Source organism: Variovorax paradoxus, from assembly GCF_030815975.1.
GTDB lineage: Bacteria > Pseudomonadota > Gammaproteobacteria > Burkholderiales > Burkholderiaceae_C > Variovorax > Variovorax paradoxus_N.
The window spans coordinates 117,362-139,215 of sequence record NZ_JAUSXL010000001.1 but is presented as its reverse complement, the minus strand read 5'-3'; the positions used below and the strand labels follow the sequence as shown (position 1 = coordinate 139,215).

Annotated in this window: 22 protein-coding genes; 12 read left to right on the top strand and 10 right to left on the bottom strand. The window is 69.2% G+C overall.

Annotation, left to right across the window (positions count from 1 at the left end; genetic code table 11):
- Window positions 1–20 precede the first annotated feature (20 nt).
- Window positions 21–1,802, bottom strand: a complete 1,782-nt coding sequence (locus QFZ47_RS00645; RefSeq protein WP_307653780.1) for a RecQ family ATP-dependent DNA helicase — start codon at window positions 1,800–1,802, stop codon at window positions 21–23.
- A gap of 276 nt (window positions 1,803–2,078) precedes the next feature.
- On the opposite strand from QFZ47_RS00645, the gene QFZ47_RS00640 reads away from it, so the two are divergent.
- The 3 genes from QFZ47_RS00640 (at window position 2,079) to QFZ47_RS00630 (ending at window position 4,110) form a co-directional block, all read left to right on the top strand.
- Entirely contained in the window at window positions 2,079–3,296 is a 1,218-nt protein-coding gene (locus tag QFZ47_RS00640) for a PDDEXK nuclease domain-containing protein (protein WP_307653779.1), read from the top strand.
- Window positions 3,297–3,397: 101 nt separating this feature from the next.
- A complete protein-coding gene (locus tag QFZ47_RS00635; RefSeq protein ID WP_307653778.1) occupies window positions 3,398–3,613 on the top strand; it encodes a YgaP family membrane protein in 216 nt (71 codons plus the stop codon).
- Window positions 3,610–4,110 (top strand): RNA polymerase sigma factor, encoded by a 501-nt coding sequence (locus QFZ47_RS00630; protein ID WP_307653777.1) that lies wholly within the window; start codon window positions 3,610–3,612, stop codon window positions 4,108–4,110. Before QFZ47_RS00635 ends, QFZ47_RS00630 begins: the two co-directional genes overlap by 4 nt.
- A 43-nt stretch (window positions 4,111–4,153) precedes the next feature.
- Here QFZ47_RS00630 and QFZ47_RS00625 read toward each other — a convergent pair whose 3' ends face one another.
- The gene (locus QFZ47_RS00625; RefSeq protein WP_307653776.1) at window positions 4,154–4,504 is read right to left on the bottom strand and encodes a hypothetical protein; all 351 of its coding nucleotides are present in this window, start codon (window positions 4,502–4,504) and stop codon (window positions 4,154–4,156) included.
- A 137-nt stretch (window positions 4,505–4,641) separates the two neighbouring features.
- Here QFZ47_RS00625 and QFZ47_RS00620 point away from each other — a divergent pair, with 137 nt between their 5' ends.
- The gene (locus QFZ47_RS00620; protein ID WP_307653775.1) at window positions 4,642–5,016 is read left to right on the top strand and encodes a YbaN family protein; all 375 of its coding nucleotides are present in this window, start codon (window positions 4,642–4,644) and stop codon (window positions 5,014–5,016) included.
- A 3-nt stretch (window positions 5,017–5,019) separates the two neighbouring features.
- Here the strand turns inward: QFZ47_RS00620 and QFZ47_RS00615 are convergent, their stop codons facing one another.
- The 5 genes from QFZ47_RS00615 to QFZ47_RS00595 form a co-directional block, all read right to left on the bottom strand.
- Entirely contained in the window at window positions 5,020–6,042 is a 1,023-nt protein-coding gene (locus QFZ47_RS00615; RefSeq protein ID WP_307653774.1) for a tyrosine-type recombinase/integrase, read from the bottom strand.
- A gap of 79 nt (window positions 6,043–6,121) precedes the next feature.
- Window positions 6,122–9,268, bottom strand: coding sequence for an efflux RND transporter permease subunit (locus tag QFZ47_RS00610; RefSeq protein WP_307653773.1), 3,147 nt, complete (start codon window positions 9,266–9,268; stop codon window positions 6,122–6,124).
- Window positions 9,265–10,782, bottom strand: a complete 1,518-nt coding sequence (locus QFZ47_RS00605; protein ID WP_307653772.1) for an efflux RND transporter periplasmic adaptor subunit — start codon at window positions 10,780–10,782, stop codon at window positions 9,265–9,267. The genes QFZ47_RS00610 and QFZ47_RS00605 overlap by 4 nt, the downstream gene beginning before the upstream one ends.
- Window positions 10,779–12,014: a TolC family protein gene (locus QFZ47_RS00600; protein WP_307653771.1), complete on the bottom strand. Its 1,236-nt coding sequence runs from the start codon at window positions 12,012–12,014 to the stop codon at window positions 10,779–10,781. The genes QFZ47_RS00605 and QFZ47_RS00600 overlap by 4 nt, the downstream gene beginning before the upstream one ends.
- Before the next feature lie 76 nt (window positions 12,015–12,090).
- A complete protein-coding gene (locus QFZ47_RS00595) occupies window positions 12,091–12,480 on the bottom strand; it encodes a hypothetical protein (RefSeq protein ID WP_307653770.1) in 390 nt (129 codons plus the stop codon).
- Window positions 12,481–12,743: 263 nt separating this feature from the next.
- Here QFZ47_RS00595 and QFZ47_RS00590 point away from each other — a divergent pair, with 263 nt between their 5' ends.
- The 8 genes from QFZ47_RS00590 (at window position 12,744) to QFZ47_RS00555 (ending at window position 19,639) form a co-directional block, all read left to right on the top strand.
- Window positions 12,744–13,850 carry a PQQ-dependent sugar dehydrogenase gene (locus QFZ47_RS00590; RefSeq protein WP_307653769.1) on the top strand — a complete coding sequence of 369 codons (1,107 nt, stop codon included), beginning with the start codon at window positions 12,744–12,746 and terminating at the stop codon, window positions 13,848–13,850.
- Window positions 13,851–14,007: 157 nt separating this feature from the next.
- Window positions 14,008–14,295 (top strand): BufA1 family periplasmic bufferin-type metallophore, encoded by a 288-nt coding sequence (locus tag QFZ47_RS00585; protein WP_307653768.1) that lies wholly within the window; start codon window positions 14,008–14,010, stop codon window positions 14,293–14,295.
- A gap of 19 nt (window positions 14,296–14,314) precedes the next feature.
- Window positions 14,315–15,157, top strand: a complete 843-nt coding sequence (bufB, locus tag QFZ47_RS00580; protein WP_307653767.1) for an MNIO family bufferin maturase — start codon at window positions 14,315–14,317, stop codon at window positions 15,155–15,157.
- A complete protein-coding gene (locus QFZ47_RS00575; protein ID WP_307653766.1) occupies window positions 15,154–15,942 on the top strand; it encodes an HvfC/BufC N-terminal domain-containing protein in 789 nt (262 codons plus the stop codon). The genes bufB and QFZ47_RS00575 overlap by 4 nt, the downstream gene beginning before the upstream one ends.
- On the top strand, window positions 15,939–16,424 hold the full coding sequence (locus tag QFZ47_RS00570; RefSeq protein WP_307653765.1) for a DoxX family protein: 486 nt from the start codon (window positions 15,939–15,941) through the stop codon (window positions 16,422–16,424). Before QFZ47_RS00575 ends, QFZ47_RS00570 begins: the two co-directional genes overlap by 4 nt.
- Window positions 16,425–16,665: 241 nt before the next feature.
- Complete coding sequence (locus tag QFZ47_RS00565; protein ID WP_307653764.1) at window positions 16,666–17,910, top strand: MFS transporter; 1,245 nt, start codon at window positions 16,666–16,668, stop codon at window positions 17,908–17,910.
- Between the two features lie 59 nt (window positions 17,911–17,969).
- Window positions 17,970–18,728, top strand: coding sequence for an SDR family NAD(P)-dependent oxidoreductase (locus QFZ47_RS00560; protein WP_307653763.1), 759 nt, complete (start codon window positions 17,970–17,972; stop codon window positions 18,726–18,728).
- Window positions 18,725–19,639: a sigma-70 family RNA polymerase sigma factor gene (locus QFZ47_RS00555; RefSeq protein ID WP_307653762.1), complete on the top strand. Its 915-nt coding sequence runs from the start codon at window positions 18,725–18,727 to the stop codon at window positions 19,637–19,639. Before QFZ47_RS00560 ends, QFZ47_RS00555 begins: the two co-directional genes overlap by 4 nt.
- Here QFZ47_RS00555 and QFZ47_RS00550 read toward each other — a convergent pair.
- From QFZ47_RS00550 to QFZ47_RS00540, 3 genes are all read right to left on the bottom strand, one after another.
- Window positions 19,599–20,195, bottom strand: a complete 597-nt coding sequence (locus tag QFZ47_RS00550) for a hypothetical protein (RefSeq protein ID WP_307653761.1) — start codon at window positions 20,193–20,195, stop codon at window positions 19,599–19,601. The two genes, QFZ47_RS00555 and QFZ47_RS00550, sit on opposite strands and share 41 nt — an antisense overlap.
- Window positions 20,196–20,226: 31 nt before the next feature.
- Entirely contained in the window at window positions 20,227–21,024 is a 798-nt protein-coding gene (locus tag QFZ47_RS00545; RefSeq protein ID WP_307653760.1) for a DUF899 domain-containing protein, read from the bottom strand.
- A 122-nt stretch (window positions 21,025–21,146) separates the two neighbouring features.
- Window positions 21,147–21,833 carry a Vgb family protein gene (locus tag QFZ47_RS00540; protein WP_307653759.1) on the bottom strand — a complete coding sequence of 229 codons (687 nt, stop codon included), beginning with the start codon at window positions 21,831–21,833 and terminating at the stop codon, window positions 21,147–21,149.
- Window positions 21,834–21,854: the final 21 nt, after the last annotated feature.

Genomic DNA, 21,854 nt, shown 5'->3' with positions numbered 1-21,854 from the left:
TTTGCTGCTGCGCGACTGACTCAGGCGCGGCCAAGCGCGGGCGCCGGGCGCACGAACTCGGGCCGGAAGCAGCGCTGGCTGCCGTCGGGGAATTCGATCGTGACGGAGACCGCATCCGCACCCCTGACGCACCCGACGCCATAGCGCGGCACGCGCACGGACGCTCCGCGCGCAAAGGCGGCGGCGCGCTGCGGTGGGCCCACCTCTGCTTCTTCCGGCGCTGCCGAGGCTTGCGCTGCCGCGCGGCGCTCGCGCTCGTGGCGCGCCAGCCGCACGCAGTTGTCGCAGGCACCGCAGCGCTGCGCGAGTTTGTCGCTTCCAAGGCCCGACAAAAGCACCTGCCAGCGGCACAGGCCGGTCGTCGCGTAGAAGGTCATGCGTTCCAGCGCCTCGCGGTCCTGCTCGCGCTTCTCGCGGTGCTCGTTCAGAAGCGCATCGAGTTCGGCGTCTTCGAGCGGCGGCTTCCCGCCCCAGCGCAGCCGTCCCTCGCTGTCGCGCTCCACCAGGTCTTCCTGCCGCAGCAGGCTCAGCAGCACGCGAAGCTTGCCGCGCGGCAGGCGCGCGCGCTGCTGGAGCTGCGCCTCGCTCCAGCCCGGTGCCGCAGCCGCGGGCGCGTTCGACAGCAACAGCAGCTGCTGCTGCAGCGCACGCAGATCGGCCAGGTCGGGCAGCCAGCCGGCCAGGAAGAACTGCTGCACGGCGCGGTCGCGCCGCAGGTACAGAAGAATGCAGTCGGCGCGTTCGCCGTCGCGGCCGGCTCGGCCCGATTCCTGGTAGTAGGCATCCAGGCTCGAGGGCATCTGGTAGTGCAGCACGAAGCGGATGTCCGGCTTGTCGACCCCCATGCCGAAGGCATTGGTGGCCACCATCACGCGCAGCTCTCCGGCCATGAACGCGTCCTGCGCGGCGCGCCGTTCGCCGGCACGCCGCCGGCCGTGGTACAGGCCCGCAGACTCGCCGGCGGCCGCGAGTTCGGCGAAGAACGCCTCGGCCGCCTTCACCGTGGCGGTGTAGACGATGCCGCTGCCCTGCAGGCCTGCGACCAGCGCGAGCGCGCGCCGCAGCTTGTCTTCCTCGCGCGTCGCCGGCTCGACCGCATAGCGCAGGTTGGGCCGGTACGCGCCGGTGTCGACGAGGCCGGCGCGCGGAATGCCGAGCTTGGCCATGATCTCCTCGGCCACTTCACCGTTCGCCGTGGCCGTGAGCGCCAGCACCACCGGATGGTTCAGCGCGCGCACCGCCGCGCCCAGCTCCAGGTAGGCGGGCCGGAAGTCGTGCCCCCACTGCGAGATGCAATGCGCCTCGTCGACCACGAGCAGGGAGGTCGGCCGCCGCTGGAGCAGCGCCAGGAAACCGGCGTCGGCCAGGCGCTCCGGCGTGCTGAAGATCACGCGCGCCGAGCCGTCGGCAATGGCCGCTTGCGCGGCGTCGAGCTCCTCCGCGGTGCACTGGCTGTTCAGCTGCACGGCGCTCACGCCCGTCGCGTTCAGCTTTTCGCACTGGTCCTTCATGAGTGCGATCAGGGGCGAGACCACCACCGTCTGCCCCGGCGCGAGCACCGCGGGCACCTGGTAGCACAGCGATTTTCCCGCGCCCGTGGGCATGACGGCGAGCGTCGACTCACCGCCGACCACGCGATCGATCACGCGGCGCTGCCCGGGCCGCAGCCGGCGGTGGCCGAACACCTCGTGGAGCACCCGGTCGACGGGTGCTTCAGAGGCGTTGCGGCTGCCTTCCTTGCGCGCGGCGGCCCGCGTCGTCTTCGCTTTCTTCGTCGGCGGGTTCGGGTGGTCCTCTGGCATGCGTGACCGCCAATCTGCCCGCCGTGCGAACGCCGCCCTGTGGGCGCATGTCCACGCGCCGCGTCGGCCGGGTCTTAGAAGTCGATGCTGGCCGAAAGGCTCAGCGTGCGCGGCGAGCCGACGAACAGGTAGCCGGCCGTCGACGTGCCCCAGTAGTTCTTGTCGAACAGGTTTTCCACGTTCATAAGTCAAGATGCTTCCTGGAGGGACCTGGCGATCGAGGGAGAAGGGCGGCGGACGCCTGCAGCTAGGATATGCAGTGCACAACACCAAGCCATGAGCAAAGCCAATCCTCCGTCGGGCAAGGCAAGGCCCGCCGCCCCCTTCGGCGGCTACGCGGGTTTCCGGGGCGGCATCGTCGAATTGCTCGATGCCGCGCGGCGAGCCGCCGCGCGCAGCGTCAATTCATGGATGACCGCGAGCTACTGGGAAATCGGCCGCCGGATCGTCGAGGCCGAGCAGAAGGGCCGGCGGCGCGCGGGCTACGGCGAACAGCTGATCGAGCGCCTTTCGCTCGACCTGACGAGCCAGTTCGGCCGGGGGTTCAGCCGCCAGAACCTGCAGCAGATGCGCTCGTTCTTCCTGACCTGGCCGATTCGCCAGACAGTGTCTGGCGAATCTCCTGCATTGCCGTCGCCCGGACATGCGGCGCAGGCATCCGATGGGCACTTGCTCGACGGCGCCGATTTTGCCGGCGCTCCCGGATCATGGCCATTGGAGGACCTGGCGCGGATGTTCGTGCTGCCCTGGTCCGCCTACGTTCGGCTGCTGTCGGTGAAGGACGGCAACGCACGCCGGTTCTATGAAGCCGAGGCGCTGCGCGGCGGATGGAGCGTGCGCCAGCTCGATCGCCAGATCGGCAGCCAGTTCTACGAGCGCACCGCGCTTTCGAGGAACAAGGCCGCGATGCTGGTGAAGGGCGCCGTCCCGAAGCCGGAAGATGCGGTGACGCCCGATGATGCGATCAAGGACCCTTACGTGCTGGAGTTCCTCGATCTCAGGGACGAGTACTCCGAGTCCGACCTGGAAGCGGCCCTGATCCATCGGCTCGAAGACTTCCTGCTCGAACTCGGCGGCGACTTCAGCTTCGTCGGGCGGCAGCGAAGGCTGCGCATCGACCAGACCTGGTACCGGGTGGACCTGCTGTTCTTTCACCGGCGCCTGCGCTGCCTCGTCATCATCGACCTGAAGCTTGGCGGGCTGACGCATGCGGACGTGGGGCAGATGCACATGTACTGCAACTACGCCAGGGAGCACTGGACCCTGCCCGATGAGAACCCGCCGGTCGGCTTGATCCTTTGCGCCGACAAGGGCCAGGCGCTGGCCCGCTATGCGCTCGAGGGACTGCCCAGCAAGATCATGGCCGCGAACTACCGCACCGTGCTGCCGGATGCCGAACTGCTGCAGAGCGAACTCGAGAAGACGCGGCGCATGCTGGAGACGCGCGGCGCCTTCCGCGGCAAGGATCCGGCGGGTGGCACGATCGGGCCATAGTCCTGCGGTCTTCGCGGCCTGCGAATTTCTTTTCTGCGCCGAATCCTTTGGGCCCTGAAGCGGCCTCTATGCAGAGGTCAACATTCATCGGAGTCCGCAACATGTTTCATCTCAAACGCAATGTCCCGTCCTGGGAGCGCGCAGTTCGGCTGTGCCTGGGCGTCTTCGCCGCCGTCGGTGCCTTCTACTTCTTGCCGGCCGGGACGTTTCGGGTACTGGGGTTCGCCATGGCGGCAATGCTCGCGGCCACGGCCATCGTCGGGTTCTGTCCCGCCTGCGCGATGCTCGGGCGGAAGACCACGGGCCCGAGCCGATGATCAGCGCATCCGCCGCGCTGATCGAAGCCGCTTGTTCCGGGGACGAGCGGGCGCTGTCGCAATTGCTCTGCGCCTGCCAGCCCGACCTCAGGCGATTCGCGCGCCGTACCTGTTCGAACAGCGAAGACGCCGAGGATGCGGTGCAGGCGGCGCTGTGGCAGCTGCACCGCAAGATCGGCACGCTAGGCACCGTGGCGGCCTTTGCCACCTGGCTGTTCCGGATCGTCGAGCGCGAGTGCTACCGGATCTTCAAGCGCAGTGGCGCCAAGGCGTCTCTTTCGGTGCCATTGGCCGAGGAACCGGCCGCGCCGCAGATCCCCACGGACCTGCGCCTCGACCTTGCGAAGGCCATTGCCGCGCTGCCGGAGGCCTATCGCGTCGCGCTGATCCTGCGCGACGTCGAGGAGCTGACCGCCCCCGTGGTCGCGGCGAGCCTCGGCGTGAGTGTGGAGGCCGTGAAGAGCCGGCTGCACCGTGCCCGCGCCACGGTGCGCTGAGGCCGGTCGCGCTGCGAGCGCTTCTTCGGCACCGGCTTTGTCTTCAGTCGTCCGGGGCAGCGTCCTTGCGCGTGAGCGCCAACAGGCTGCGCACCGAGGACTCGAGTTCGCGCAACCGGGACGCAATGTCGTGCAACTGCTCGGCGACGGTGACGAACCCGTCGTGATCCGACGTTTTCGAGGCGGCCAGGCGCGCCAGTCGGTGCGAAGCGTCCGGATTCACCATGTGCATCAATGCGGCGACGCTGGTCGCGGTGGCGCCGGCTGCGCGGCGAAGCGTGGTGACGGCTTCGTCGACCTGCACATCCCGCCTTGCCATGGCATCCGCCACGGTGCCGGGCCAGTTTCCCGTGGCGCCCGGCTCTTTTCCGAACAGGTTGTCGATCTCCTTCATGCCCCCGATTTTGTCGGAGAACCGCGCTCACATCACCCAGGGCTGCCGATCTCTTTCTCGAATCCACGGTTGGCTTACGATGCACCGATGCCTGCTTCGCAACTCCCGGCAGATCGCCCCGAAGGGCTCCCTTCTTCATGAGGCCCGCTGGCCCTGTCGCGAGATTCCTCTGGCGCGCACTGGCCCTGGTATTCGTCGCCCTCGGCCTGCTCGGCGCCTTTCTTCCTGTGCTGCCGACGGTGCCGTTCCTGCTCGCGGCCGCCTGGGCCGCCGGACACGGCTGGCCGGCGCTCGAGCATTGGCTTCTCGAACACCCTCGCTATGGCGAGTACATCCGCCGGTGGCGCCAGAGTGGAGCGGTGCCCCGCCGCGCGAAGTGGGCCGCGACGGCGATGATGGCGTTGAGTGCGGCCGTGCTGCTGGCCACCGCCGCACCGGCCGCCGTGAAGATCGGCGCGCCGCTCCTCATGGCGGCTGTCGCGATCTGGCTGTGGAGCCGGCCCGAAAACTGATCTTCAGACAACCTCGGCCGGACCGGTGAGCACGCGCTGGTACTTGCCCATCGCCTCGGGCTCCACGCCGAGCCAGCGCGCCACCTGATCGAGCTTGGCGCCCCTGCGCAACTGGCGCAGCGCGAACGTGTGGCGCAGCAGGAAGGAGCCGCCGCCGGCGGCCTCGATGCCCGCATCTTCGAGCACCTGCTTGGCGGCAACGTACTGCGCCTCCTTGCTCCAGGGTTTGCCGGTGCGCGTGGCCGGGAACAGGAACTCGCCCGCGATCAGCGCCTCGGCGCGTGTTTTCAGCCAGTGCTGCAGCAGCTCGCCGGCCCAGGGAGCGACCGGCGCCTCGCGCGCCGGCGAATTGCCGTTGCCCGGCACCGCGACTTTCCAGGGCCGCTCACGCCGGCCTGCCATTTGCGATGTCGGCGCATCGAGCCGCAATACGCGGACGTCGCCCGGGGTGAGCCCTGCGCCCAGCTGCAGCGCGACGGCCGTGCGGTTGCGCAGCGCCTGCCAACCGAGCGCCGCCTGGGCGTGCCGGTCGCCCGCCGCGCCGGGCCGTGGCCGGGCACTCGAGAGAAAGGCAATGAGGTGCCTGGCCTCGGAGACCGAGAGAAATTCCGGCAGCGGATCGGCCCGCGCCGAATCCGCGTACCGAACGTCCGGCTGGGTCGCGATCCATTCCAGTGCGGCGGTGTTGACGGGGATGTCGTGCGTCTCTGCATGGTGGCGCAGCACCCGGTCGATCAGCCGGAGCAGGCGCAGCGCATAACGCGGCGACAGCGAGAGGTCGTCGTTTTTCATGCCGAAGCGCGCCTGCTGGAACGCCGACAGGTCGCCCTTGTTCAGCGACGCCAGCGTCACCGCGGGCGACTGGCCGAGACACCAGGCCGTGAAACTGCCCCACATGTCCCGGTAGACGGCGATGGAAGAGGGCTGCCGCAAGCCCCCGTTTTCCTGCTGCGCGGCCAGCCAGCTGGCAAAGGCCGCCTGATGCGATTCGCCGGAGGGTTCAGGGAAAAGGGGAAGGGACGGCATAGAAAATACGCTAACGGCGAGGCTTTAGTTTGATGAGCAAGGCGAGCGGTTGAGGCTGGGGGTCACAATTGGATTGCCGTTAGTGTATTTGCTTGTCAGTTTCCGCAGCCTTGTCCCTCCGGCGGAGCAGATACCAGGCAGCAGGGACGACCAGCATGCTCAAGAGCGGCGCGGTGACCATGCCGCCCACCATGGGCGCGGCAATGCGCGTCATCACCTCCGAGCCGGTGCCGCTGCCAAGGAGGATGGGCAGCAGGCCGGCCATCACGACGGCGACCGTCATGGCCTTGGGCCGCACGCGCTGCACGGCGCCCTCGCGGATCGCGTCGCGCAGGGTCTGGTCGTTCATCGGCTCGCCGGCCTCGAGGCGCCGCGCCAGCGCGTTCTTCAGGTAGACCAGCATCACCACGCCAAACTCCGCGGCCACGCCGGCCAGCGCGATGAAACCCACCGCCGTGGCGACCGAGATCGCATGGCCCATGGCCCAGACGAGCCAGAAGCCACCGACCAGAGAGAACGGCACGGCCGCCATCACCAGCGCCGCGTCGCCGAACGACCTGAACAGCAGGTAGAGCAGCACGAAGATGACCGCCAGCGTCGCCGGGACGACCAGCTTCAGCCGCTCGGTCGCACGCTCCAGGTATTCGAACTGGCCGGACCATGACACCGCGTAGCCAGCGGGCATCTTCACGGCGCGGCCGACGGCCGCCTGCATGTCGGTGACCGCCGAGCGCAGGTCGCGGCCGCGCACGTCCAAGTACACCCAGCCCGACAGCCGCGCGTTCTCGCTGCGCAGCATCGGCGGACCGTCTTCGATGTGGATCCTTGCAACGTCGCCCAGCAGCAGCTGCGCGCCCTTGGCCGTGACGAAAGGCAGCTGCCGCAGGCGCTCGAGCGAGTCGCGGATCTCGCGCGGATAGCGCACGTTGATCGGATAGCGCTCGCGCCCCTGAATGACTTCGCCCACGTTGTCGCCACCGATGGCTGTGGACACCACGGCCTGTACGTCCGCCACCGAAAGCCCATGACGGGCGGCCGCGAGCCGGTCGACATCGACATCGATGTAGCGCCCGCCGGTGAGCCGCTCGGCCAGCGCCGACGACACGCCGGGTACGTTCTTCACGGCCGTCTCGATCTGCGTGGCCAGCGCATCGATGGTGGCCAGGTCCGTGCCCGCCACCTTGATGCCGACGGGACTCTTGATGCCCGTGGCCAGCATGTCGATGCGGTTGCGGATCGGCGGCACCCAGACGTTGGTGAGGCCCGGCACCTTGATGGCCCGGTCCAGCTCCTCGACCAGCTTGTCCGGCGTCATGCCCGCGCGCCACTGCGCCCTGGGCTTGAACTGGATGGTGGTCTCGAACATCTCGAGCGGCGCCGGATCGGTGGCCGTGTCCGCACGGCCTGCCTTGCCGAACACGCGCTCGACCTCGGGCACGGTCTTGATCAGCCGGTCGGTCTGCTGCAGCAGCTGGGACGCCTTCGACGCCGAAAGCCCGGGCAGCGCGGACGGCATGTAGAGCAGGTCGCCCTCGTCCAGCGGCGGCATGAACTCGCCGCCGAGCCGCATCATCGGCACCGCGGTGAGGGCCAGCAGCACGGCGGCCAGGGCCAGCGTTCCCCTGGGGTAGCGCAGCACCAGCTCCAGCGCGGGCCGGTAAGCCGCCATCAGGAAACGGTTCACCGGGTTGGAGGCCTCGTGCGGAATACGCCCGCGGATCAGGTAGCCCATGAGCACCGGGATCAGTGTCACCGACAGGCCCGCCGCGGCCGCCATGGCATAGGTCTTGGTGAAGGCCAGCGGCGAGAACAGCCGCCCCTCCTGCGCCTCGAGCGAGAACACCGGCACGAAGGACAGCGTGATCACCAGCAGCGAGAAGAACAGCGCCGGCCCCACCTCCACGGACGCATCGGCGACGAGTTGCCATCGCTCCGCCACGGTGGGCTGACGGCCCTGCATCATCTCGAAGGACTCGATGTGCTTGTGCACGTTCTCAACCATCACGATCGCGCCATCCACCATGGCACCGATGGCAATCGCGATGCCGCCCAGCGACATGATGTTGGCGTTGACGCCTTGCCAGTGCATGACGATGAAGGCGGCCAGCACGCCGACTGGCAAGGCGACGACCGCCACCAGCGCCGAGCGCAGGTGGAACAGGAAGACCGCGCAGACCAGCGCCACCACGATGAACTCCTCGATGAGCTTGGAGCGAAGGTTCTCCACCGCGCGCTCGATCAGCAGCGACCGGTCGTAGGTGGGCACGATCTCCACGCCCGGCGGCAGACCCGGCTTGAGCGCTTCGAGCTTCGCCTTGACGGCCTCGATGGTCGAGCGGGCGTTCTTGCCCGAGCGCATGACGATGACGCCGCCGGCCACTTCGCCTTCGCCATCGAGTTCGGCGATGCCGCGGCGCATCTCGGGGCCGATCTGCACGGTCGCCACGTCGCGCAGCAGCACCGGCGTTGCGCCCGTCGCCGACAGCGGGATGGTCCGGAAATCGTCCAGCGAGCGCAGGTAGCCGCGCGAGCGCACCATGTACTCCGCCTCGGCGAATTCCACCACCGAGCCGCCGGAGGCCTGGTTGGCCTTCTGCAGGGCCTCCACCACCACCGACTGCGTGATGCCGAGTGCGCGCATGCGATCGGGGTCCAGCACCACCTGGTACTGCCGCACCATGCCGCCGATGCTGGCCACCTCGGCCACGTCGGGCACGGTCTTGAGCTCGAACTTGAGGAACCAGTCGTTGAGCGCGCGCAGCTGCCCGATGTCGCGTGTGCCCGTGCGGTCGACCAGCGCGTACTCGTAGACCCAGCCCACGCCCGTCGCGTCGGGGCCGAGCGAAGCACTCGCGCCCGCGGGAAGCCTGGCCTGCACCTGGTTGAGATACTCCACGACGCGCGAGCGCGCCCAGTACGGATCGGTCTTGTCGTCGAACAGCACGTAGACGAACGAGTCGCCGAAGAAGGAGTAGCCGCGCACGGTCTTGGCGCCGGGCACGCTGAGCATGGTGGTGGTCAGCGGGTAGGTGACCAGGTCCTCGACCACCTGGGGCGCCTTGCCGGGGTAGGGCGTGCGGATGATGACCTGCGTGTCCGAGAGATCGGGCAGGGCATCGAGCGGCGTGCGCGCCACCGACCACCAGCCCGCAGCCATCAGGAACAGGGTCGCGATCAGCACCAGGAAGCGGTTGCCGATCGACCATCGGATCAGGGCGGCGATCATTTGCTGGCACCCGATGGCAGCCGTTGGATGGAGACCAGCTCGTAACCCATGGGGCCACCTTCCTTGAACTCGAAGCGCACCGGGTCGCCCGGTTTGATGTCCGGGAACGCGCCCGGCGCGGCCTTGGCAAAGCCCATCGTCATGGCGGGCCACTGGAGCGTCGCGACCGGCCCGTGCGAAATGGTGATGCCATCGGGCGCCACGCTTTCGACCTTGCCTTCGGCCTTGTGCAGCACCGCGGCCGGTGCCGATGCCGGCGCCGAAGCACCCGCGCCAGGTGCGGCCACGGGCGCCGCCATGTTGCCGAGCACGGAGCGCAGCCGGGCTTCCGAGTCGATCAGGAACTGGCCACTGGCCACCACCTGCTCGCCCTCGGCCAGGCCCGAGACGACTTCGGTGTCGTCGCCGATGTCCGTGCCCGTCAATACGTCGCGCGGCTCGAAGGCGCCGTCGGCCTTGCGCACGATGACGACGGCGCGCCGGCCGGTGCGGATCACGGCTTCCGAAGGCACGACCAGCCGGCTGCTCGCGGGCCCCGCCACCTGCAGGCGCAGCAGCATGCCGGGCGTGAGCTTTCCGCTCCTGTTGTCGACCTCGAAGCGGGCCTTCAAGGTGCGGGTGGCGGTGTTGATCTCGGGCAGGATTTCGTCGAGCGCACCGTCGAACGACTGCGATGCGTCGGCCTGCAGAACGGCCTTGGCCTTCTGCCCGCGCGCGAGGCGAACCGCCTGCGCCTCCGGAATCTCGGCCACCGCCCAGACCTTCTGCAGGCCGGCGATGCGGAACAGCGTCGTGCCGGGCGTGACCGCAACGCCTTCGCGCACACCCAGTTCAGCCACCACGCCATCGATCGGCGCGGTGAGCACGTAGCGCGCCTGCGCCGTGCCGATTTCTTCGCTGCGCCGGATGAGTTCGGGCGGGATGGACATGGCCCGCATGCGCTCGCGCGCCGCCGCGGCGAGATCGGCAGAAACGCCGGATCGCTTGAGCGCGAGCCACTCGTTCTGCGGCCCGAGCCAGTCGGGCGCGAAGAGGGTGGCCAAGGGCTGGCCCTTGCGCACGCGCTCCATCGGCGCGCGGACCGACAGGTGTTCGACATAGCCGGCGACACGCGTCTGCACGGTGACGTTGAGCCGTTCGTCGAACTGCACCGAACCAATGGCTTCGAACGAGGAAGATGCTTCGGTGCGACGCACGCTCGCATACCGGATGCCGAGGTTCTGCTGCACGGCGGGGCTGATCTTCACGCCCGCATCGCTGGCGGTGCCGGTGGCGCTGTCGGCATACACGGGCACCAGTTGCATGTCCATGAACGGCGACTTGCCGGGCTTGTCGAAGCGCGGGCCCGGCACCATCGGGTCATGCCAGTAGAGGACCTTGCGGCCGTCGGGAGTGGCGGCCGCGGCTATCGATGCATCCGCGGCCTGGCCCGTCTTGCGGCCCAGGTGGAAGGCGCCGGCAGCCAGCAGCAGGGCGGCCAGCAGCGATACGCCCGTGGTGAGTTTTCGGTTCATTGCGCCACCTCGGCAGCGAGCGGCCGGAAGGCCAGTTGGATTCGGGTCCGCGCGAGATCGCGCTGCAGTGCCAGCAGCTTGCGCTGCGCCTGGACTTCGGCGTGCCGCGCTTCGAACAGCGCGGCGAGGCTCGCCTGGTTGGAGCGGTAGGCCGCCGTCGTCGCGGCTGTCCTCTGGCCGGCAGGAACGACGACACCGGCGCCATAGCGCTCGATGCGCTGTTGCAGGCGCTCGGCATCGCTGGCGAGCACACGGTATTCGGCGCCGGCGGCGCGGATGGCCTCGGCCAGATCGGCTTCGGCTTTTTCGACCAGCGCCAGCTTGGCGGCAGTGTCGCGGTCCTGCCGTTCGCCAGGCGCCACGGGCAGCGGAATGCTCACACCCATCGACACCATATCGGAATGGCCGGTGCGCTGGCCGTAGGCAAGCTCCCAGGTCCAGTTGGGTTTGCGGTTGGACGCGGTGAGCGCTGCCGCCTGCCTGGCCACGTCCACATCGCGCTGCAGCGCGGCCACCGTGGCGTGCCCGGCCACATAGGCTTCTTCAGCGGGCACGGGAAGCTCGCCGACGGGCATCAGCTCGTCGTCGTGCTGCAGGCCCACCCAGCGCTCCAGCGCGACACGCGCGGCGTTCTGCTGCTGCCGGATTTCCGCCGCGTCGTCCTCCGAGACGCCTCTTGCGCTCGCCATCGCCAGCACCTCCTGGCTGCTGCCGGCGGCTGACGACAGGCGCGCACGCGAGGCCTCCAGTTCTTCATGGGCGTGGTGTTCCGTGAGCGCGGCGAGCTTCAGGGTTTCGCCGGCGTAGAAGGCGTCCAGGTACGCGAGCGCGGTCTGCAGACGGGTCTCGGCCGCGGCGACCTGCGCCTGCACCCTTTCGCGTCCGACCGATGCATCGGCGGCCGCCTGGCGCGCCGCGCGCTTGTCGGCGGACAGCCATTCCTGGCTGATGCCGATGCGCTTCATGGTCATCGATTCGCGCGCGGTGTGGAAGCGGTCCGGCCCCGTCGCGGGCAGGTTGTCGATACCGACGCGCAGCACGGGATCGGGAAGCTGGGCCGCAGCCTGCGCCGCTTGTGTGGCGCTCAGCACGCCTGCGCGGGCGGCGCGCGCGGTTTCGGAGCGCCGGGCGGCCAGCTGGAGCGCGGCTTCGAGGGACAGGGGGGCGGCCGTCGCAAGACACGGCAGCAGCACAACGGCCAAAGCGGTTGCGCGGGAAAAGGAAATGAGCATGGCAACTCCGCGGACGAACGAGGCAATCGCTGGCGAGCGGACGCGCCGCACCAGCACCGGTCAGTCGACGGAGATGTCAGACGCGAAGTCTGAGGGTCGCGAGAAAAACAGGATCGGGCGGCGGATGCTGCCGCTCGGGCCTGGCCTGCGGCGGAAGCGCATGGCCTTGCGCAACCAGGACCAGCGGCACGAGCAGAACCTGCACGATGGCAGGCAGCGACGGCGTCGCGAGCTTCACGGGTTCGAACGACAGCGACATGTCGGCGGCATGCTGGTGGCACAGCACCGGCTGGGCGGTGTCCATGCCCTCGCAGGGCTCGCCCGGCGCCATCGCCATTCCGGCCGTCGACCCCGCGTCCGCCGCCCCGGGGCAGACGTAGCTTGCCAGCGCCAGCTGCGAGAACAGCAGCGACAGGACCACGAAAAACGCAGTGGTGCAACGTCGGGGGAAGCGATAGCCGCTCATAGGCCATCAGTGTATCGCCAGCAACAGAATGTTCCGAGGCCGTCGAGAGCAGGGTAATAGAAAGGATGGATTGTCGGGGCTGCCCGCTCGCCGATAAGATTTTCGAACGGCAACGTCGCCGCGGCCCTACGGCATCCACCGACATGAACACAGCGCCCACAGCCATCCGTCGTTCAAGGCCTGCGGCGCTGTCCTGGCGACGACATGGCGCTGGCGCCGCGCTTCTCGCGACGATCTGGTTCTGGCATTTCGGTGCTTCGGCCATGCCCGCGGACTCCGCGCCGGATGCGCCGCAGGCGAGCACCTTCGCCGACGGGCTGGAGTCGCCCTGGGGCATGGAGTTCATGCCCGACGGCAGCCTGCTGGTGACCGAGCGCCGGGGGAGGCTGCGCATGATCAGCGCCGATGGCCGCGGCATCTCGTCCATCCAGGGAATTCCGCGCGTGGACCACCGCGATCACGGGGGGCTGCTGGATGTCGCCATCGATCCGGCGTTCGCCTCGAACCGCCTCGTGTATCTCAGCTACACGAAGGCCGGCCGCGGACTGCACCTCGACCGCAACAGCTTGACGGTTGCACGCGCTCGCCTGAGCGACGACGGATCGCGCATCGATGAATTCAAGGTGCTGTTTCGCCAGACACCGGGCGCGGTGAGCGGCCAGAACCTCGGCGGGCGGCTGGCGGTTACCGCCGATGGCTACCTGTTCATCACGATCGGCGACCGCCACGCGCCGCAGGACCGCATGCGCGCCCAGGCGCTTGCTTATTACCAGGGCAAGACCGTGCGCATCCGCACCGACGGCACCGTGCCTGACGACAACCCCTTCGCCGCACGCCACGGCGCGCGGCCCGAGATCTGGAGTCTCGGACATCGCAATCCCCAGGGTGCATTCGTTCACCCGCGGACGGGGCAGCTCTGGGTTGCCGAGCACGGGCCGCAGGGCGGCGACGAAATCAACATCGTGCGCAGGGGCCTGAACTACGGATGGCCGGTGGTGACCTTCGGTTGCGAGTACGACACCTGCGCCAGGATTGGCGAGGGAACATCGAAGCGGGGAATGGAAGCGCCGCTGGCCTTCTGGAACACGCCGAAGATCGCGCCAAGCAATCTCATCCTCTACACCGGCGACCAGTTTCCCGCGTGGAAGGGAAACGTCTTCGTTGGAACCTTGGCCGGCAAGGCCGTGTGGCGGCTCGAACTCGCAGGCGACGACAACGCACCGCGCGTGGTTCGGCGCGAAGCCCTGTTCACCGAACTGGGAGAGCGCATCCGCGACCTCAGGCAAGGGCCCGATGGCGGCCTCTATCTGCTCACGGACGGTGCCAAGGCGCGCATCGTGCGCGTGGCGCGAGCGGATTCGATGCTGTAGTTGCAGTTGATGGTGTTCTCCATCCTCGTGCGGCTCGGCAAAAAATTCCGCCGATCGCGCCGGGCCCTGTAACCCCGGTGGCGCAACCCGCGAACTAGCAAGTGACTGCGCACTGGGGGCGCGGTTGCAACCCTCAATCACTTTTTGGAGTTCATCCATGATCAACCGTTCTTTCGCGATCACCGCTCTTGCACTGGGTGCCCTTGCCGCCGGCTCCGCCATGGCGCAAGACAAACCGATGGCCGACAAGATGGGCGCCATGGAAAAGTGCTACGGCGTCTCGATGGCCGGCAAGAACGACTGCGCCGCCGGCCCCGGCACCACCTGCGCGGGCACCTCCAAGGTCGACTACCAGGGCAGCGCATGGAAGAACGTTCCGGCCGGCACCTGCACGACCATCAAGACGCCCAAGGGCATGGGTTCGCTGGCGCCGATCAAGTCCTGATCGCGGCACTGCGCACGCCATGTCCGACATCCTCGCGGCCGGCCTCGGCCTCAAGCCGGAGCACTACGAGGCCGCGCTCGGTGCGCGTGCCGAGGGCCTCTGGTTCGAGGTGCACCCCGAGAACTACATGGTGGCGGGCGGCCCGCGCCTCGGATGGCTCGATGCGATCCGCGCGCGCCATCCGGTGTCGCTGCATGGCGTCTCGCTCTCGCTCGCAGGCGACGCTGAACCCGATGCGGCGCATCTTCAGCGGCTGGCGGCGCTTGCCCGGCGCATCCAGCCCGCGCTGATCTCGGAGCACCTGGCGTGGTCCGCATGGAACGGCCAGTACTTTCCGGACCTGCTGCCTTTCCCGCGCAGCACCGCCGCGCTGCACCGCATCGCCGCCAACATCGCGCGCACGCAGGACGCGCTGGGCACGGTGATCGCCATCGAGAACCCGTCCCACTACCTGCGCATCGACGGGCATGAATGGGACGAGATCGATTTTCTTGCCGAGCTGTCGCGGCGCACTGGCTGCAGGCTGCTGCTCGACATCAACAACGTGTACGTGTCCGCACGCAACCTGGGTTTCTCGGCCGCGGAATGGATCGACCGGTTTCCGCAGGCGCTGGTCGGCGAGATCCATCTCGCGGGCCACAGCGCCGACCCCACGCTTGGCGATGCCCTGCTGATCGATTCGCACGATGCGCCCATCGCACCGGAGGTCTGGCAGCTGTATCGGCGCTTCGTCGATCGCGCCGGCGCCCGGCCCACGCTGATCGAGCGCGACGGCATCGTGCCGGCCTTCGAGGAACTCATGGCCGAGCAGGAACAGGCCGCAGCCGAATTGCAGCGCGCGGCGCAGGAGGCCATGGCATGAACGCGCCGCTCGATCAGTTTCGGCAAGCCTTTGCGCAGGCTCTGTTCGCTGCGCCGGAAGCCGCGCACCCGATGGTGCGGGCGCTCGCCGTGCAGCCCGCATTCGCCGTGTACCGCAACACCGTGATGAAGGCCTGCATCGATGCGCTGCAGGCCAACTTCCCGACCGTTGCGCAACTGGTGGGCGAGGAATGGTTTCGCGCCGCCGCCGCACTCTACGTGGCGTCCGATCCGCCGGGCGACGGGCGCCTGCTGCACTACGGCGGCGGCTTCCCCGGTTTCCTGCGCGGCTTCGAGCCGGCCGCGGAGCTCGTCTACCTGCCCGGCGTGGCGCAACTCGACACGCTCTGGCGCGAAGCCCATGCCGCACCCGACGCACCGGCCGCCGACGCGGCATGGATCGCCCGCCGCACGCCGCAACAGATGGCGGCCCTGGCCCTCGCACCGCATCCGGCGGCCCGCTGGGCCTGGTTCGACCAGCAACCGGTCTACAGCATCTGGGAGCGCCATCGCCGGCAGGGCGCCGCTGGCGACGATCTGCCCTGGCAAGGCGAAGGCGCATTGCTGACGCGGCCCGGCGACACGGTGAGCTGGCACGAGATCACCCGCGCCGGCTGCGCCTTTCTCGATGCCTGCGCCAGCGGAGCGATGCTTGCCGAGGCGGCAGAGCGCGCGCTGGCTGCCGACCCGGCGGCGGACATCTCGGCCATGTTCGCGGCCCTGCTGCGCGCCGGCGCATTCGCCGGCACTTCCGCATCGCCTGCATCCGACGAACGAGCACCATGAGCACCGCCCCTCAGGCTTCCGCATCGATCGAAGGCAGCAGCCATCGCGGTCTTCGCGCACACTGGAACGCGGTGGCCGAACGGCTCACGCGCCTCGTGGCCCACGACGCGCTGGCACTGGCCACGCGCGTGGCCGTGGCGGCCGTCTTCTTCTATTCGGGCCGCACCAAGGTCGAAGGCTTTCTCACCCTGACCGACAGCGCCTACGAGCTGTTCCGCACCGAATACAAATTGCCGTTCGTGCCGCCCGAGATCGCCGCGCACCTGGCGGCCTACTCGGAGCATCTGTTCCCGTTGCTGCTGGTGCTGGGCCTGTTCACGCGCCTGTCGGCGCTGGCCTTGCTGGGCATGACGCTGGTGATCCAGGTCTTCGTCTACCCGGACGCATGGCCGACGCACCTTTCGTGGGCGGCGCTGCTGCTGTACCTGGCAGGCCGCGGCGCCGGGCGCCTGTCGCTCGATCACGCGCTGGGCATTCGCTGACCCTGACTCCCGGCCCCGCGGGCTTCCGCCCTGTTGAATCGGGCGCGGCGCAGTAGCCGCCCCCGCAGCGGCATCGAAGTGCGCCGTGCCCGCCGTGCGGCCTGACGCAGGTCTGGCTCCTTTGCGAAGTCTTGAACGTCCTGGTTGGACCTCGGCGCGGAAAAGCGCCCTCCGAAGAGACGAATTCCCTTATAGTCAACCAATCAGTTCACTATTTTCGACCTTCCACTGGAACAAGACAATGAACATCCCTGCCTCCGCGCGTCCGGCCGACGCGCTCGATTCGAACTGGCCCCTCGTGGCCGCCGGCGCGCTGATGACCTGCGTGGCCATCGGCGTGCTGTTTTCGCTGGCCGTGTTCCTGGAGCCCATGAGCGCGGCCACCGGCTGGTCGCGCGCGGGCATTTCCAGCGCCATGACGCTGGCCTTCCTGAGCATGGGCGTGGCCGGCTTCGGCTGGGGCGCCCTGAGCGACCGCTACGGCCCGCGCATGGTGGTGCTGGCGGGTACGGTGCTGCTCGGACTCTCGACGGTGCTGGCCAGCCGCGCGTCGACCTTGCTCGAGTTCCAGCTCTTCTACGGCGTGATGATGGGCATTGCCGCCGGCAGCTTCTTCGCGCCGGTGATCGCCACCGCCGCGTCGTGGTTCGACAGGCACCGCAGCCTGGCCGTCTCATTGGTGTCGGCGGGCATGGGCGTGGCGCCCATGACCATCTCGCCGCTGGCCGCATGGCTGGTCACGCACCACGACTGGCGCACCGCCCAGTTGATCATCGGCATCGGCGCGTGGATCGTGCTGCTGCCCGCGGTCTGGCTCATTCGCGCGGCGCCGCGCGCAGCCCATACAGGCGCTGCGGGAGGTGCAGTCCCGGCACCGGAGATGAAGGTCGGGCAGGCGCTGCGCTCGCGTGCCTTCCTGGTGCTCGGCATCACGTTCTTTGCCTGTTGCGCGGCCCACTCGGGGCCTATCTTCCACACGGTGAGCTATGCCATCGGCTGCGGCCTGCCGACCTTCGCGGCCGTCACCATCTACAGCATGGAAGGCGCCGCCGGGCTGGGCGGGCGCCTGCTCTTCGGCGTGCTGGCGGACCGGCTGGGCGCCAAGCGGGTGCTCGTCGCGGGCCTGCTGATCCAGGCCTTTGCCGCCGCGAGCTACCTGCTGGTGAACCGGCTCGGCGGCTTCTATGCCGTGGCGATCGTGTTCGGCCTCGCCTATGGCGGCGTGATGCCGCTCTATGCGGTGCTGGCCCGGGACTATTTCGGCCCCCGCATCCTCGGCACGGTGCTGGGCGCGGCGTCGATGCTGTCCAGCCTGGGCATGGCGCTCGGCCCGGTGCTCGGCGGCTGGTTGTTCGACCGCTACGGCAGCTACGCCTGGATGTACATCGGCTCGATGGCCGTGGGGCTCGGCGCCGTGGCCGTCGCGCTCACGTTCCCGCGGACCGCTACCGCCGGCAGGGAGTCGCGGCTGCAGCCGGTGGGCTGACTCCTTTTGCAGGCCTGGATCGTCCTGGTTCCATCCACACCACATCACGGAGCCAGATCATGAGCATCAAGGACAAGAACATCGTCGTCACCGGCGGAAGCCGCGGCCTGGGCCTGGGGCTGGTCGAGGCCTTGGTCGCGCAGGGCGCCAGGGTGACGGTGGTCGCCCGCGACGCCGGCGCGCTCGAGGCCGTGCGCGCCCGGCTGGGCGTGGCCACCGTCTCCGCCGACGTGACGGACGAGGCCGCGGCCCACCGCATCCTGGCCGAGGTCCGCCCCGACATCGTGGCGCTGAACGCGGGCACGCCGCCGCGCATGGGCCGGCTGGACCAGCTGAGCTGGGCCGACTTCAGCGCGCCCTGGGAGACCGACGTCAAGGCCGGGCTCTACTGGCTGCAGGCAGCGCTCAAGCTGCCGCTCGCGCCCGGTAGCCGCGTGCTGGTGGGGGCCAGCGGCGCGGCGCGCAACGGCTCGCCGCTCTCGGGCAGCTATGCCGGCGCCAAGCGCATGCTCTGGTTCATGGCCAGGTACGCCAACGGCATTTCGGAACAGCAGAAGCTCGGCATCCGCTTCCAGGCGATCGTGCCGATGCAGATGATCGGCGGCACCGGCGTGGGCGACGCGGGGGCTGCCGCCTATGCTCACGCCATGGGCGTTGCGCCCGGCGAGTTCCTCGCGCGCTTCGGCACGCCGATGCCGCCGCGCGCCTTCGGCGACAAGGTGGTTTCGATGCTGGACGACCCCTCCTACGCCAAGGGCTTCGCCTTCGGCTTTGGCGGCGACTCGGGCATCACGGTGCTCGAGGAGGCGGCCGCGTGAGCGCGGAGGCGCCGTGGCCGAACCAAAGCGGCTACCAGGCGCAGCTGGCGGCGCTCGCCGAGACGCTGCGGCCCGAGCTGCACCGCTATTGCGCGCGCCTCATGGGCTCGGTCATCGAGGGCGAGGACGTGGTGCAGGACACCTTCGAGCGCGCCTTCGCGGCCGTGCATGGCATGGACGAGGCGACGCCGCTTCGGCCCTGGCTGTTCCGCATCGCCCACAACCGCGCGCTCGACCTGCTGCGCGGCCGGACGATCCGCATGGCCGAGCCGATAGCCGCCGCCAACGACCTGGCCGACACGGCCAACCCCGACCCGATGGAGATGCTGATGCGCCAGGAAGCTGTCAAGACCGCGGTGTCGCGCTTCGCGGAACTCCCGATCCACCAGCGCAGTGTGGTGATCCTGAAGGACGTGCTCGGCGAATCGCTGGCGGAGATTGCCGCGGTCCTCGACCTCACGGTCGACGCCGTGAAGGGCCACCTCGCGCGCGGGCGTGCGCGCCTGCGGGAGATCAACGCACAGCAGCCCGGCCCGCCCGCACCCCCGCCGCCGCCATCCGCCGCGCTCGCAAGCTATGTCGCGCTCTTCAACCAGCGCGACTGGGAAGGCCTGCGCGCATTGCTGGCCGACGACGTGAGGCTGGTCCAGTCGGCACATCCGGTGCGCGCCGGCCGCGCCGACGTCGGCATGTTCTTCACGCTCTACGCAAAGATCGATGGCGTGTGGCTTGCGCCCGCATGGCTCGAGGGCCGCGAGGTGATCGCGGTGTTCGAACGGCGCGGCGATCCGGACCCCGGCTACTTCATGTGGCTCGAGTGGCGCGAAGGCCGCATCAGCCTGATCCGCGATTACCGCCACATCCGCTACGTCACGGCCGATGCGCGGCTGCAGCTGATGGCTTGCGCCTGAGTCTTCGAAGCCAGCGGCCGCCGGCATCGAAGCCGCGGCAGGCCGCCACCGCGATCGCACCGGTGACCGCGAGCATGGCCGCGGTATGAATGCCGACCGCCGCGAGCGCCAGCAGCAGCGAGTCCGACGCGCTGAACGCCGGCGCCGCCCCATCGCCCATGCACAGCGGGATCAGCGCCGGCACCAGCATCAGGCCAGCACCGTGCGCGGTGGACACCATGAAGGACCAGAGCGCCATCCCCGCATGTCCGGCCGGTGCACGTGCTGCGCCGGGCGTGCGGCCCCACAGGTGAAGCCCCGCGAAGACGAGCACCAGCACGCCCGCCAGCACCTGCAGCACGGTGCGGTCCAGCGACAGGCCGAAGGCCACCGCGCCGGCCACCAGCGCCACCGAGGCGGCATGCCCGAGCGCGATCGGTACCAGGGCCCGCAAGGCCTGCATCCGGTCGCGCGAACGCACGCCCCAGGCGGCAGCCCACATCCAGCCGCTGGCGGGGTTCAGCCCGTGCAGGGCGCCGACTCCTGCGACCGCGAGCCACGGCCAGAGGCTTGCCATGATGTTTCTGCCGATTCAGCGCGCCGGCCGTTCAGTCGGACGCATGGCAGCACGAACCCGCCTCGGCCGCCGGCTTCGCGGCCGGTGCCGGTTCGTAGCGGTCGTGGTGGCGCACCCAGTCCATCGCGTAGACCGGGTTCGGCTCGTCGCGGCCCTTGGGCGTGAGGTCGAGCAGGCTGTAGGTGCCCATCATCGCTTCCACGCCGCGCTCGTAGGTCGAGTAGGTGTGGAACACCTCGCCCGCGTCGTCCTTGTAGAACACGCTGATGCCGGGGGCCTCCTGCGCCGGGAAGGGCCGCGCGCTGTAGTTGTAGTAGACCTCGCCCTGGCCCTCGGCCCACTGCTGCGGCGTGAAGCTCACGTTGAAGTCGTAGTTGAAGTCGTTGCCGTGCGCGGACACCCACCTGAACTGCCAGCCCATGCGCCGGCGGAAGCGCTCGATCTGGTCCAGCGGCGCGCGCGAGACGACCAGCAGCGTGACGTCGCGGTTCTCCAGGTGCACCTTCATTCCGCCGAGATGGTCGGACATGTACGAGCAGCTCGGGCAGCCCTGCTCCCAATCGGGGCCGAGCATGAAGTGCTGCACCAGCAGCTGGCGGCGGCCTTCGAACAGGTCGGCCAGCGCGCGCGGGCCCTCGGGCGTGTCGAAGACGTAGCTCTTCTTGACGCGGGTCCATGGCAGTGCGCGGCGCTCGCGGGCGATCTGGTCGCGCAGGTGCGTCAATTCCTTTTCGCGTGCCAGCAGCGCCTTGCGGCGGGCCAGCCATTGGTCCTTCGACACGACGGGGTGGTTCGTCACAGTGCTCTTTTCGGCGATGGCGGTGTTCATGCGTTTCTCCTTGGGCTCGGTGAGCCGATGTGGGTTTCTTCCATGCGCGGCTCCACCCGCCCGGTGGCCGGCGCGCTCGTCTTCGGCAGCAAAGCCGAAAAGGGGGTTGTCGCGGTGGGCGCTCAGGCCCGTGCGGCTCGCGGGCGCCGCACGGCGCGGACCTTGCCGCTGCCGCCGCCACCGCAATAGAAGAGGTCGGCGCCGTCGGACTCGAGCCCGCTCACGTTGGCGCCGCGCGGCATTTCCAGCCGCTCGAGCACGGCGCCGCTGTCGGGATCGACGCGGCGCAGCTCGCTTTCATCGTTTTCCCAGGTGGCGTGCCACAGCTCGCCGTCGACCCAGGTCACGCCGGTGACGAAGCGGTTGGACTCGATGGTGCGCAACACCGCGCCGCTCACCGGATCGATCTGGAGGATCTTGCGATCGCGGTGTTGGCCGACCCACAGGCTGCCTTCGGCCCAGGTCAGCCCCGAGTCGCGGCCATGGCCGGGCGCAGGGATCGACGACATCACCTTGCCGCTGGCCGGATCGATCTTGTCGATGCGCGCCTCGGCAATTTGATAGAGGTAGGTGCCGTCGAAGGCGGTGCCGGCGTCGCAGGTGCAGTCGAGGGTGCGTGTGGTCTCGCCGCTCGCCGGATCGAAGGCGACCAGTTGCGCCCCCGTGGCCGCCCAGACGCGCTGGCCGTCGTGGGTCACGCCGGCCACGCTGGTCGCGCCGGCGAAGGGGCCGTACTCGCGCACGATCTCGGCCGTGCGCGGCGCGGTCTCAGGCTTGTCTTGCTTGCTGGCTGCAGTGGTGCTGTTCATCGCTGGCTCCTGGTGTGGCGG